Here is a 12,780-nt window from a genome sequence, read left to right as displayed (position 1 = left end):
GTGCGCCGCCTTCATAGGCTGACCCCGTGACCATCATCGTTACGGACGGGCTGACCAAGACGTACGGCGGCGGGGTGACCGCCCTCGCGGACCTCACCGTCGCGGTCGATGCCGGCGTCATCGGGCTCGTCGGCGCCAACGGCGCCGGCAAGAGCACCTTCATCAAAATCATGTTGGGGCTGGTGCCGCCCAGCGGCGGCACCGTCCGGGTCTTCGACCTCGACCCCGTCACGCAGACCGACCGGGTCCGCGCCCGTGTCGGCTACATGCCGGAGAACGACTGCCTGCCGCCCGACGTCTCGGCCGCCGAGTTCGTCACCCACCTGGGCCGGATGAGCGGGCTGCCGAAGACCGCCGCCCGGGAGCGCGCCTCCGAGGCGCTGCGGCACGTCGGCCTGTACGAGGAGCGTTACCGGCAGATCGGCGGGTACTCCACCGGCATGAAGCAGCGGGTCAAGCTGGCCCAGGCGCTCGTGCACGACCCCGACCTGCTGCTGCTCGACGAACCCACCAACGGCCTCGACCCGGCCGGCCGCGACGCGATGCTCAACCTCGTTCACCGGATCGGCACCGAGTTCGGGATCTCCGTGGTGGTCTGCTCGCACCTGCTCGGCGAGGTCGAGCGGATCTGCGACTCGCTCATCGCGATCGAGGGCGGCCGCCTGCTGCGCGCCGACCGGATCTCCTCGATGACCGAGGTGTCCGACATCCTGGCGGTCGAGGTCGCAGACGGTGCGGACGAATTGGCCACCGCCCTCGCCGAGCGCGGCCTGGCGGTCACCCGTGAGGGCCGGCAGCTGCTCGTGTCCCTGGAGTCGGACGAGGCGTACGACCGGATCCTCCACGCGGTCACCGATCTCGACCTCAACCTGCACCGCCTCGACCAGCGTCGGCACCGCGTCGCCGAGCTCTTCACCACGAAGGAGACCGCCGATGTCTGAGGCCGGCGTCATCCATGACATTGGATACCAGCGGTACGACGGACCCCGTCTGGGCCGCTTCGCCATGCAGCAGGCGCTCTACGTGCACGGGCTGCGGGCCGCGTACGGGCTGGGCCGCTCCGCCAAGGCGAAGATCTTCCCCTGGCTGGTCTTCGGCATCATGCTGCTGGTCGCGGTGATCGTGGCCGCGGTCCGCTCCGTCACCGGCGAGTCGGTGCTCAGCTACCTCGAGTTCGCCGGCCAGATGAGCTTCTTGATCATCTTCTTTACCGCGATCGTGGCGCCCCAGCTGGTCTCCCGCGATCTGCGGGCCGGCACGCTACCGCTGTACTTCAGCCGGCCGCTGCGCGCCGCCGACTACGTCTCGGCCAAGTTCGCCGCCATGGTCAGCGCGATCTGGCTGTTGCTCGGCGTGCCGCAGTTCATCATGTTCCTCGGCGCCGCGTTCACCACCAAGACCGGCTTCAAGGGTGTGTGGAACGAGGTCCTCGACCTGGTGCCAGGCTTGGGCTACAGCCTGCTCTGGTCGCTGATGTTCGCCGCCATCGGCCTGCTGGTCGCCTCCTTCACCGGCAAGCAGGCGTTCGCGGCGGGCGGCATCGTGGCGGTCTTCCTGGTGACCACCCCGATCGTCGGCGTGCTCGGCTCGCTGCCTTCCACCACCGCCAACCAGCTGGCCTTCCTGGCCAGCCCGATGACCCTGCTCGCCGGGGTCGGACAGTGGATGGGCGGCCGATTCGACCTTGAGATCGGCCGGTTCGGCCCGGTCTACGGCATCGAGGCGGTCTGCCTGATCGCCGCCTGCATCCTCATCCTGCTGGCCCGCTACCGGAAGGTGGCCTCGCTGTGACCACCCAGACGCTCCCGGCCGAGACGCCCGCCGCCACCCTCGGCGTGGTCGACCTGGTCAACGTCTCCCGCTGGTACGGCAACGTGGTGGCGGTCAACGACATCACCATGTCGCTCAACCCCGGCGTCACCGGCCTGCTCGGGCCCAACGGCGCCGGCAAGACCACCGTGCTGCACATGATGGCCGGCTTCCTCGCCCCCTCCCGGGGCATGGTGACCATCGACGGCAAGCCCACCTGGCGCAACCCGGCCGTCTACCGCGACCTGGGCCTGGTCACCGAGCGCGAGGCGGTGCACGGCTTCCTGACCGCCCGCCAGTTCGTGACCGCCTGCGCCAAGATGCAGAAGCTCAAGGACCCGGAGGCCGCCGCCCAGCGGGCCCTGGAACTCGTCGAGATGACCGGCGCCGCCGAGCGCCGCATCGAGACGTTCTCCAAGGGCATGCGCCAGCGCACCCGGGTCGCCGCCGCACTGGTCCACGAGCCCCGCGTGCTGCTGCTGGACGAGCCGTTCAACGGCATGGACCCGCGCCAGCGGATGCACATGATGGAGCTGCTGCACTCGCTCGGCGACCGCGGCCACACCATCCTGTTCAGCTCGCACATCCTGGAGGAGGTCGAGCAGGTCGCCGGCCTGGTCCAGGTCATCGTGGCGGGCCGGCTCGCCGCCTCCGGCGACTACCGCAAGATCCGCCGGTTGATGACCAACCGGCCGCACGTCTTCGCCGTACGCAGCTCCGACGACCGCCGGCTGGCCGTCGCGCTGATGGCCGAGAAGTCGGTCGCCGGCATCGAGATCGAGGCCACCGGCCTGACCGTTCGCGCCTCCGACTACGGCAGCTTCACCCGCGTGCTGCCCCGCATCGCACTCGACCAGGGGATCCGCCTGCACCAGCTGGTGCCGTCCGACGAGTCCCTGGAGAGCGTCTTCTCCTACCTGCTGGAGGGCTGATGTCCACGGTCGCTTTCATCACCGCGCGCGGCCTGTTCGGCCGCCGCCGGGCACTGCTGCTCCTGCCCCTGCCGATCCTGCTGGTCGGTCTGGCACTCCTTTGCCGGATGTACGACGTGTCGCCCGACATGTGGGGCCAGGCGGTGATCGTCGCGCTGGGTCTCGCCGTGGTGCTGCCGGTCGTCGCCCTGATCGTCGGCACCGGCGTCCTCGGCTCCGAGGTCGACGACGGCACGATCGTGCACATCCTCACCAAGCCGCTGGCCCGCCGCGACATCATCCTCGCGAAGTACGCGGTGGCCGCCTCGGTCACCACGGTGGTCTCGGCCGTACCCCTGTTCCTCACCGGCGTCCTGGCCGGCTCGGCGAAGCTCGGTGGCGCCCTGGCCGTCGCCGCGACCGTCGGCGCCTTCGCCTACTCCGCCCTGTTCCTGCTGTTCAGCCTGGTCAGCCGCCGCCCGGTACTGGTCGGCCTGGTCTACATCCTGGTCTGGGAGGGCCTGCTCGGAAACTTCGTGAGCGGCACCAAGAACCTGGCCATCGGCCAGTACGTCATCGCCATCACCGACAAGATCGCCCCGAACGGCATGATGCAGACCCCGGTCAGCCTCACCACGGCCATCGTGATGAGCGCGATCTTCACCGTCGCCGGCACCGTCTTCGCCATCAACCGCCTCGGCTCCTTCAGCCTGGCCGGCGAGACAAGCTGACCCGGCACGACGCCGAGTAGAAGGGCCTTTCCCGCATGTCCACCATGCGAGGGAGGCCCTTCCCTATATAGGCATAGGGCAACTAGTCTATTGACGCTATGTTGATGATTCTCAGGGTGGAGTGCGTTGAACAGAAACGTTCACCAAGGTCTGCACGGAGAGGGGTTCATCCATGCGATGGCGTGCGCGGGCGGCTTCACCACCTCCAAGATGAACCTGGACCTTGAGGGGGTCGACTGGCAGATCGCGTACCCCGGCCCGCGTGGCACGACTCGTTCGCCCAAGATCGAGGTGCAGGTGAAAACCGCGACTGAGATTGACATCAGAGACGGGAAGATCCGCCATCGGATGCGGTCACGCACTTCAACCACCTGGCCGGCCCAGGGTTCCAGATACCCCGCTTCCTGACCTTGGTGTCGGTGCCGACCGACGCCGCCCGGTATGCGGTCTGCACGGATGAGAGCATGACGCTGTCCACCGCCGCATACTGGCTTTCGCTGGCGGACCAGGACATTCGGCCGACAGGTGACGAGCAGCCGAGCAGTGTCGTGGTCGAGGTCCCGTTACGGAACCTGCTTACCGTGACGACTCTCCAGCACCTACTGGACGGCGATCTGGAGAGGGCGGCGCAATGATCCAGGCCCGAATCACCGACCGTGCCGTGCTGGCCGCCAGGTCACCTTCCGAATTGGCGATGTACCTCCGCGCCAAAGCCTGGGCGATTCGCGAACGCGACAGGGGCGGCATCATCTGGGTCAAGGTGATCGGCTCCGATGAGTTCGAGGTGCTGCAGCCACATGACTCCGCTCTTCGGGACTATCCCTCCCGAGTACGTGACCTGCTATCCGTACTCGCCTCCGCCGAGGACCGCTCGGAACTGGATGTCCTCGCCGACATCACCGATGTCTCGATGGATGTGCACTCGATCCGGACGTTCCCGGCTGATCATGGGCCAGGTTTGATCGGCCTGGATGACGGCGTGCAAGCCTACGAAAGTCTGCGGAGCCTGGTCGTGGCCGCCGCATATGCGGTCAGTTCGGAGCAGCCGCGTGCTGTACAACCGGCTCGGAAGCCCGCCGAGGTTTTGAGATTTCTACGGGAGGTCGCGATCGGCGCGCCGGTCGAGGGCAGTTTCGTGTTGTCGGTGCACACGCCGATCCCGCCCCGGTTGTCCGGACAGCCCTCGCTGTTCGACGATGACGTTTCGGACGCTCTCGAGCCCGCGGAGCCATTCGAACGCAGAGTCTCGTTGAAGCTTTACGACGCCGTGCGAGCCGCGAACGACGCGGCGAACGACGCTCTGATCTCCAGCAATGGTCTGGACGCCTTCACTGATGCGGTTCCACGCGGAATCAGTGCCAACCTGTGCGAGGCACTGGTAGGTCTCGGCGGCGAGGCCGGCCATCCCTTCGAACTGACGATGCGTCTCGCGATTGCGCGCCCCCTGCGCGCACGCGCCCTTCTCGAACCGATCCGCTTCCGACGCGATCATCTGCCGGTCCTGGCATCGGCTGCCCAAGAGCTGAGGGAGAGAGTCGCCGATGAAGGAGTCCTGATCGTCGGCAATGTCGTGCGGTTACATCGGGAGGGAGTCGGATCAGGTGAGATCAGCGTCGCTGGGACGATAGAGGGGGAAGACCGGCTACGCCGTGTGTGGATGCCCCTTGGGGATGGGGACTATACCCAGGCCACGAGGGCGCATCAGGAGATGCGATCGGTCACTGTCCGCGGGGATCTAGTACGACGGGGAACCCGCCTGTATCTGACGAATCCGTCGGCCTTCCAGGTTGTGGCCGATCGTGACGAGTGACGAGCCCTCCGGGCTGCTGCCCCTGTGGGAGTGGGGCGGAACGGTGCCTACCGGCCCGGTGTTCGCCGCCCACGTCGGTGGCTCGCGGGCCGTGCCGGAGATCGACTGGTCGGATGTTCGGCCACGACTCGCAGTACTGGCCGGGAAGGGCGCAACTTTGGGCAGCGGAGAGTTGGCGCCGCCGCTGACCGCCGCGGAACTCGCCGAGGTGGAGTCGCAGTTCGGTGTCGATCTTCCCGGAGAATACCGCGGGTTCCTGCTGGAAGCCGGCCGCGGTGGCGCAGGCCCGGGCTATGGCCTCTTCCCACTGCGCCGGGTGGACGGTCGATGGGAGTTGGACAGCGATGGCGGCCCGTCTCACGACCGGGAGTCGCTGATCCGGCCGTTCGGGCACATCCGTGGCTTCAACCCGCTCGACGGCCTGCTCGACGGCCCGGCTATCGACCGGGATGAGGAGCTTTGGTGGGCGATGCACGATCGGCTCGCCTATAACCCGGCCCACCGGCACGGTCTGCTCTTTCTGTGCCATCTCGGCTGTGCCCTGTGGGTGGTCCTGGTGGTGAGTGGACCCTCCCGTGGCCAGATCTGGACCGATTACACGACCGACGGTGAGGGCTTTCAGCCCGAACAGAACCCCGACGGCAGCCCGATGAACTTCGCCGACTGGTACCGCACCTGGCTCACCAATGCGGAGTTCTTGGCGTCCTATCCATGAAGCCCTGTCGCTGTGGTGCGCTGTGGGCGCCGGAACAACAGTGAAGAGGCCGTCCGGCGATCGCCGGACGGCCTCATTCCCAGGTGTGTGGCGAATCAGCCGGTGTTGCGCATGCCGGCGGCGATGCCGTTGACCGTGGTGAGCAGGGCGCGTTCCAGGGCCGTCGAGTCGGACGGGCCGCGGCGGGCGCCCGGGGCGGTCGGCATCTGGCGGCTGGTGTCGCTCAGGTCGCGGTACTGGCGGAGCAGGGCGACCTGGAGGTGGTGCAGCGGCTCCAGGTACGTGTCGCGGACGCTCAGGGTGCGGGAGAGCTCCGGCTGGTTCGACAGGATCTCGGTGCCGCCGGTGATCGCCAGGACCTCCTGGACGGTCAGGGCGTACTCCTGCTCGATCTTCGTGAAGATCGGGCGCAGTTCCTCGGGGACCAGGGTCTCGACGTAGCGGCGGGCGATCGACAGGTCGGTCTTGGCCAGCATCATCTCGACGTTCGACAGGAACGTACGGAAGAACTGCCAATGCTCGTGCATGGCGTCGAGTTCGGCGCCGAGGCCGGCGGCGCGGACCGCGGCCAGGCCGGTGCCGACACCGAACCAGCCGGGGACGATCTGCCGGGTCTGGGTCCAGCCGAACACCCACGGGATGGCCCGCAGCCCGCTCAGTCCGGCGTCCGCGTTGGGGCGCTTGGCCGGGCGGGAGCCGATGTTCAGCGCGCCGAGCAGTTCGGTCGGGGTGGCGGCCCAGAAGTAGGCGGCCAGGTCCGGGTCCTCGACGAGTGAGCGGTACCGGGTGAACGCCGCGTCCGAGGCGGTGTCCATCACCGAGTCCCACACGATGAGGCGCTCCGGGTCGACCGAGAGCGTGGTGTGCAGCAGGGTGGCCTGGAGCACGGCCGCGACGGTCAGCTCCAGGTTCTCCCGGGCCAGCGACGGGATCATGTACTTGTCGGAGATGACCTCGCCCTGCTCGGTCACCTTGATCGCGCCGTCCAGGGTGCCGTACGGCTGGGCCAGGATCGCCTCGTGGGTGGGACCGCCACCCCGGCCGACCGTGCCACCGCGGCCGTGGAAGAGGCGCAGCCGCACACCGTGCCGGGCCGCCACGTCACGCAGCGACCGCTGCGCCTTGTGGATCCGCCACTGGCTGGTGGTGATGCCGGCCTCCTTGTTGGAGTCCGAGTACCCGAGCATGACCTCCTGGATGTCGCCGCGGGCGCGGACGATCTCCCGGTACGCCGGGGTGGAGAGCATCTCGTCCAGCAGGTCACCGCCGGCGTCCAGCTCGGCCGGGGTCTCCAGCAGCGGCACGATGCCGACCTGGGCCCGCCCGGTGTGGATGTCGACGAGGCCGGCCTCGCGGGCCAGCAGGGCAGCGGCCAGCACGTCGTCGACGCCGAGGGTCATCGAGATGATGTACGACTCGACGACCTCGTCACCGAACCGCGCCTGCGACTCCCGGATCGTGTGGAACACGTCGAAGGTCTTGCGCGCCGAGTCGGTGAGCGGGGTGTCGGCGCTGGAGAGCGGCCGCCGCCCGGTCAGCTCGGTGGCGAGCAGCTTGGTGCGCTGGGCCCGGTCCAGAGCGGCGTAGTCGTCGACCTCGCCGACCTGCGAGTACATCTGCTGGAGCACCTCGTGGTGCTTCTCGGCGTGCTCGCGGACGTCGAGGACGGCCAGCTGCATGCCGAACGCGGACGCCTTGCGGATCGCGGTGGCGACCACGCCGACGGCCGGCAGCTGCCCGGAGTTGCGGGCCAGCGAGGCACGCATCAGCTCCAGGTCGGAGATGAGCTCGGCGCTGCCCAGGTAGTCGCGGCCGGGCACGTGCGGGGTGCCGTTGACCAGCCGGGCCCGGGTGTTGGCCAGCTTCGCCTTGATCGCCCGGACCTTCAGACGGTACGGCTCCTCGGCGTTGACCCGGCGGAACCGCTGCGCCACCTCGGGCAGGTTGTCCAGGTCCTGGGCCAGGCTGGCGGACAGGTCGAGGGAGACGCCGCGCAGCCGCCGGGAGACGGACAGCTCGTCGATCAGCTTGTCCATCGCCTTCTCGGTGGCCTGGATGCCGTGCTCGTGCTGGATGAGCAGCACGTCCCGGGTGACCGCCGGCGTGACGAACGGGTTGCCGTCCCGGTCGCCGCCGATCCACGAGCCGAAGGTGAGCGGCCGCGAGGTGGGCGCGGTCTCCACACCGAGGCGGCGCAGCGTGTCGGCCAGGTCGTCGAGCACCTGCGGGGCGGCCTCCGCGTACAGGTCCTTGAGGTAGTAGACGGCGTTGCGGGCCTCGTCGGTCGGGTCCGGCCGGTCCAGGCGCAGCTCGTCGGTCTGCCAGAGCAGGTCGATCAGCTCGGCGAAACGCTTGGTGGAGGTGGTGGTGTCGGTGTCGCCGAACAGCGCGGCGGCGGCCGACTCGGCGTCCAGCGAGTCGGCGACCTGGCGCAGCTTCGACAGGATCGACCGGCGGGAGGCCTCGGTGGGGTGGGCCGTGAAGACCGGGCGGATCGCGAGGCGGCGGGCCGCGGCGGCGATCTCGTCGGCCGGGACGCCCTTCTCGGCGATCCGCTTGGCCGCCTGGTCCAGCCAGCCGCCGTTCTCCGCGCGGCGGCGGCGCAGGTCCCGGGACCGGTGCACCTGCTCGGTGACGTTGGCCAGGTGGAAGTAGGTCGAGAATGCTCGGGCCAGCTTCGTGCCGGTGGTGATGTCCATCGCCGCGAGGCGGTCGGCGGCCGCCGGGGCGTCCTGCCGCACCAGGGCCCGGATCTCCTCGACCAGATCCAGCAGTGGCCGCCCTTCCTGGCGGGCCAGCGTCTGGCCGAGCAGCGTGCCGATCCGACGGATATCGGCACGTAGCGCGGCGTCGGATCCCTCTCGTTCCTCGAGTTGGGCAGGCTGCTCTGTCATCGGGGCGCTCCTTCGCTCGGATGGCTCCAGGACGGCGCTGTCCCGACATCGCCGATGTTATCGGCGTACCCCGGTCAGGGGGTGAATTGAGTCAAGAGTCTCATGGCCCGGCGTGGGACCGTGCGCAGGTGGGGTACCACTGACCTGCGGGCGAGGGTCCCGTGGGCCGGGCCGGTGGCCTGTGTCGGACTAAGCTGAGGGACGCACCCCCGCCCGCGTATCCGGACCGGGGTCGTTCGTCGTGCCCTCAGGGGGTTTTCTCCATGCAACTCTCCGGTCTGATTCCCGCCGCCCTGCGCGACCGCGGTCTGGCCCGCGCGCGTGACCTGGCGGCCAAGGGCTTCGTCGATTCGGACTCACTGGACCTGACCGCGCCGGTCTCGCTCCGGCCGTTCGTGGTGGCCACCGTGGCCGGCGCGGCCGACGTCGGCGGCGCGCAGCGGCCGGTCCTCGCGGTGACCGCCACCTCGCGCGAGGCCGACGACCTGGCCGACGCCCTGGGCTGCCTGATCGACCCGGCCCTGATCGCCGTCTACCCGTCCTGGGAGACGCTGCCGCACGAGCGCCTGTCGCCGCGTTCCGACACGGTCGGCCGCCGGCTCGCCGTGCTGCGGCGGCTCGCCCACCCCGGCGGCGCGCCGCTGCGGGTCATCGTGGCCCCGGTCCGGTCGCTGCTCCAGCCGCAGCTCAAGGGCCTCGGCGACCTCGAGCCGGTGGAGCTGACCGGCGGCGGCGCGGCGGAGCTGGAGGATGTCGCGCGGCGGCTGTCCGGCATGGCGTACGCACGGGTCGACCTGGTCACCAAGCGCGGCGAGTTCGCGGTCCGTGGCGGCATCCTGGACGTCTTCCCGCCCACCGACGAGCACCCGTCCCGGGTCGAGTTCTGGGGCGACGAGGTGGAGGAGATCCGCACCTTCGCGGTCGCCGACCAGCGCACCATCGACCAGGTGCCGCGACTGTGGGCGCCGCCCTGCCGGGAGCTGCTGCTGACCCCGGCCGTGCGGGAGCGCGCCCGGGAGCTGTCCGCCCAGCATCCGGAGCTGGCCGAGATCCTCGACAAACTGGCCGAGGGCATCCCGGTCGAGGGCATGGAGTCGCTGGCGCCGGCCCTGCTGCGCGGCACCGACAGCATGGAGCTGCTGATCGACTGCATGCCGGCCGGCACGCACGTGCTGCTGTGCGACCCCGAGCGGATCCGCACCCGGGCGCACGACCTCACCCGTACCTCCGATGAATTTCTCGAAGCGTCCTGGGCGGCGGCCGCCGTCGGCGGCCAGGCGCCGATCGACGTCGGCGCCGTCGCTTTCAAAAGCCTTGCGGATGTACGGGCACACGCGGCCGTTCTCAAGCAGCCGTGGTGGACCGTCTCGCCGTTCGGCCTCGCCACGGCTGAGTCGACGGCGGAGGCCCTGCCCTGGGAGGACGCCGCCCCGGTCGAGGTGAGCCCGGATCTCGGCGACGCCGTCGCGCTGGCCGCCCAGCCGGTCCCGCTCTACCACGGCGACACCGCCCGGCTCGCCTCCGACCTGTCCGGCTGGGCCGCTCGGGGCTGGGCCATCGCGCTGGTCTTCGAGGGCAAGGGCACCGCACAGCGGGCCGCCGAGGTGCTGCGTGACGCCGGTCTCGGCGTCACCCCGGTCGACGCGATCGCCGCGCCCATCGCGGACGGGCAGCTGCTGATCACCTGCGGCGCCCTGAACCACGGCTTCGTCGACGAGGCGTCCCGGCTCGCGGTGATCACCGGCAACGACATCTCCGGCGGCCGCGGCGCCTCCACGAAGGACATGCGCAAGATGCCGGCCCGGCGGCGCAACACCATCGACCCGCTGGAGCTCAAGACCGGCGACTTCGTGGTGCACGAGCAGCACGGCATCGGCCGCTACATCGAGCTGGTGCAGCGGACGGTCAACGGCGCCGACCGGGAGTACCTGGTCCTCGAGTACGCGGCGTCCAAGCGCGGCCAGCCCGGCGACCGCCTCTACGTGCCCACCGACCAGCTCGACCAGCTCTCCCGCTACGTCGGCGGGGAACAGCCCAGCCTGCACAAGATGGGCGGCACCGACTGGCAGAAGAGCAAGGCGCGGGCCAAGAAGGCGGTCAAGGAGATCGCCGCCCAGCTCATCCAGCTGTACGCGGCACGCCAGGCCTCCCAGGGGCACGCCTTCGGGCCGGACACCCCGTGGCAGCGCGAGCTGGAGGACGCCTTCCCGTACACCGAGACGCCCGACCAGATGGCCGCCATCGTCGAGGTCAAGCAGGACATGGAGTTGCAGGTCCCGATGGACCGGCTGATCTGCGGCGACGTCGGCTACGGCAAGACCGAGATCGCGGTACGGGCGGCGTTCAAGGCGGTGCAGGACGGCAAGCAGGTGGCCGTGCTCGTGCCGACGACCCTGCTCGCCCAGCAGCACTACAACACGTTCACCGAGCGGATGAGCCAGTTCCCGGTGGCCATCAAGCAGCTGTCCCGGTTCCAGACGCCGAAGGAGGCCACCCTCACCCTGGAGCAGGCCGCCGCCGGAACCGCCGACATCGTCATCGGCACGCACCGGCTGCTCTCCAAGACCACCCGGTTCAAGAACCTCGGCCTGATCGTCGTGGACGAGGAGCAGCGCTTCGGCGTCGAGCACAAGGAGCAGCTCAAGGCCCTGCGCGCGTCGGTGGACGTGCTCACCATGTCGGCCACCCCGATCCCGCGGACCCTGGAGATGGCGATCACCGGCATCCGGGAGATGTCCACGATCGCCACCCCGCCGGAGGAACGCCACCCGGTCCTCACCTACGTCGGCGCCTACGACGAGAAGCAGGTCGCCGCCGCCATCCATCGCGAGCTGCTCCGCGACGGCCAGGTCTTCTACCTGCACAACCGGGTCGAGTCGATCGACCGGGCGGCCCGCAAGCTGCGCGAGCTGGTGCCCGAGGCCCGGGTCGCGGTGGCGCACGGCCAGATGAGCGAGGAACAGCTCGAGAAGGTCATGGTCGGGTTCTGGGAGAAGGAGTTCGACGTCCTGGTCTGCACCACGATCGTCGAGTCCGGCATCGACATCCCGAACGCCAACACCCTCATCCTGGAACGCGCCGACCTGCTCGGTCTCGCCCAGCTGCACCAGATCCGCGGCCGGGTCGGCCGCGGCCGGGAACGGGCCTACGCCTACTTCCTCTACCCCCGGGAGAAGCCGCTCACCGAACACGCCCACGAGCGGCTGGCCACCATCGCCCAGCACACCGAGCTCGGCGCCGGCATGTACGTGGCGATGAAGGACCTGGAGATCCGCGGCGCCGGAAACCTGCTCGGCGGTGAGCAGTCCGGCCACATCGAGGGTGTCGGCTTCGACCTGTACGTGCGGATGGTCGGCGAGGCGGTCGCCCAGTTCAAGGGTGAGCGCCCGGAGGAGGAGCCGGAGGTCAAGATCGACCTGCCGGTGGACGCGCACCTGCCCACCGAGTACATCTCGGTCGAGCGCCTGCGCCTGGAGATGTACCGCAAGCTGGCCGAGTCCCGCGACGAGCCGCGGCTCAAGGAGGTCGTCGCCGAGATGACCGACCGGTACGGCGAACCGCCGGCCCCGGTCGCCAACCTCATCGCGGTCGCCCGGTTCCGGCTGCTGGCCCGGGCGTACGGGCTCACCGACGTGTCCATGCAGGGCAAACACATCCGCTTCTCCCCGCTGGCCCTGCCGGACTCGAAGCAGCTGAGGCTCAAGCGCTATCACCCGGACGCCGTCTACAAGACCGGCGCCGACCAGGTCAGCGTCCCGCGGCCCAGCACCCGCCGGGTCGGTGGCGAGCCGCTGCGCGACCTGGCTCTGCTGGAGTGGTGCGCCCAGTTGCTCAAGGACGTGCTCGGCGATGTCCCGGCCCCGGCGCCCATCGTGGTGAAGGGATGAAATCGATACGGGGCGGGGCGATG

Annotated in this window: 9 protein-coding genes; 8 read left to right on the top strand and 1 reads right to left on the bottom strand. The window is 69.6% G+C overall.

All coding sequences use genetic code 11. The annotated features are described in order from the left end of the window. Positions 1-26 precede the first annotated feature (26 nt). The 7 genes from KZ829_RS02145 to KZ829_RS02115 all read left to right on the top strand — a co-directional run bounded on the left by KZ829_RS02145 (position 27) and on the right by KZ829_RS02115 (position 5,976). Positions 27-941: an ABC transporter ATP-binding protein gene (locus KZ829_RS02145; RefSeq protein WP_220142164.1), complete on the top strand. Its 915-nt coding sequence runs from the start codon at positions 27-29 to the stop codon at positions 939-941. Beyond that, positions 934-1,791, top strand: coding sequence for an ABC transporter permease (locus tag KZ829_RS02140; RefSeq protein WP_220142163.1), 858 nt, complete (start codon positions 934-936; stop codon positions 1,789-1,791). The genes KZ829_RS02145 and KZ829_RS02140 overlap by 8 nt, the downstream gene beginning before the upstream one ends. Further along, positions 1,788-2,741: an ABC transporter ATP-binding protein gene (locus tag KZ829_RS02135; protein ID WP_220142162.1), complete on the top strand. Its 954-nt coding sequence runs from the start codon at positions 1,788-1,790 to the stop codon at positions 2,739-2,741. Before KZ829_RS02140 ends, KZ829_RS02135 begins: the two co-directional genes overlap by 4 nt. Further along, positions 2,741-3,451 (top strand): ABC transporter permease, encoded by a 711-nt coding sequence (locus tag KZ829_RS02130; RefSeq protein WP_220142161.1) that lies wholly within the window; start codon positions 2,741-2,743, stop codon positions 3,449-3,451. The genes KZ829_RS02135 and KZ829_RS02130 overlap by 1 nt, the downstream gene beginning before the upstream one ends. Before the next feature lie 419 nt (positions 3,452-3,870). After that, positions 3,871-4,086, top strand: a complete 216-nt coding sequence (locus tag KZ829_RS42590; protein ID WP_246634899.1) for a hypothetical protein — start codon at positions 3,871-3,873, stop codon at positions 4,084-4,086. After that, positions 4,083-5,261: a hypothetical protein gene (locus KZ829_RS02120; RefSeq protein ID WP_220142160.1), complete on the top strand. Its 1,179-nt coding sequence runs from the start codon at positions 4,083-4,085 to the stop codon at positions 5,259-5,261. The genes KZ829_RS42590 and KZ829_RS02120 overlap by 4 nt, the downstream gene beginning before the upstream one ends. Before the next feature lie 58 nt (positions 5,262-5,319). Beyond that, on the top strand, positions 5,320-5,976 hold the full coding sequence (locus tag KZ829_RS02115; RefSeq protein WP_308285305.1) for an SMI1/KNR4 family protein: 657 nt from the start codon (positions 5,320-5,322) through the stop codon (positions 5,974-5,976). Between the two features lie 95 nt (positions 5,977-6,071). Here the strand turns inward: KZ829_RS02115 and ppc are convergent, their stop codons facing one another. After that, complete coding sequence (ppc, locus tag KZ829_RS02110; RefSeq protein WP_220142159.1) at positions 6,072-8,870, bottom strand: phosphoenolpyruvate carboxylase; 2,799 nt, start codon at positions 8,868-8,870, stop codon at positions 6,072-6,074. A gap of 263 nt (positions 8,871-9,133) precedes the next feature. Between ppc and mfd the strand changes: the two genes are divergently transcribed. After that, positions 9,134-12,757, top strand: coding sequence for a transcription-repair coupling factor (mfd, locus tag KZ829_RS02105; RefSeq protein ID WP_220142158.1), 3,624 nt, complete (start codon positions 9,134-9,136; stop codon positions 12,755-12,757). The last annotated feature ends 23 nt before the right edge of the window (positions 12,758-12,780 follow it).

The sequence above is a fragment of the Actinoplanes hulinensis genome (genome assembly GCF_019429605.1).
Lineage (GTDB): Bacteria > Actinomycetota > Actinomycetes > Mycobacteriales > Micromonosporaceae > Actinoplanes > Actinoplanes campanulatus.
This window is presented reverse-complemented; position numbering and strand designations above follow the sequence as displayed.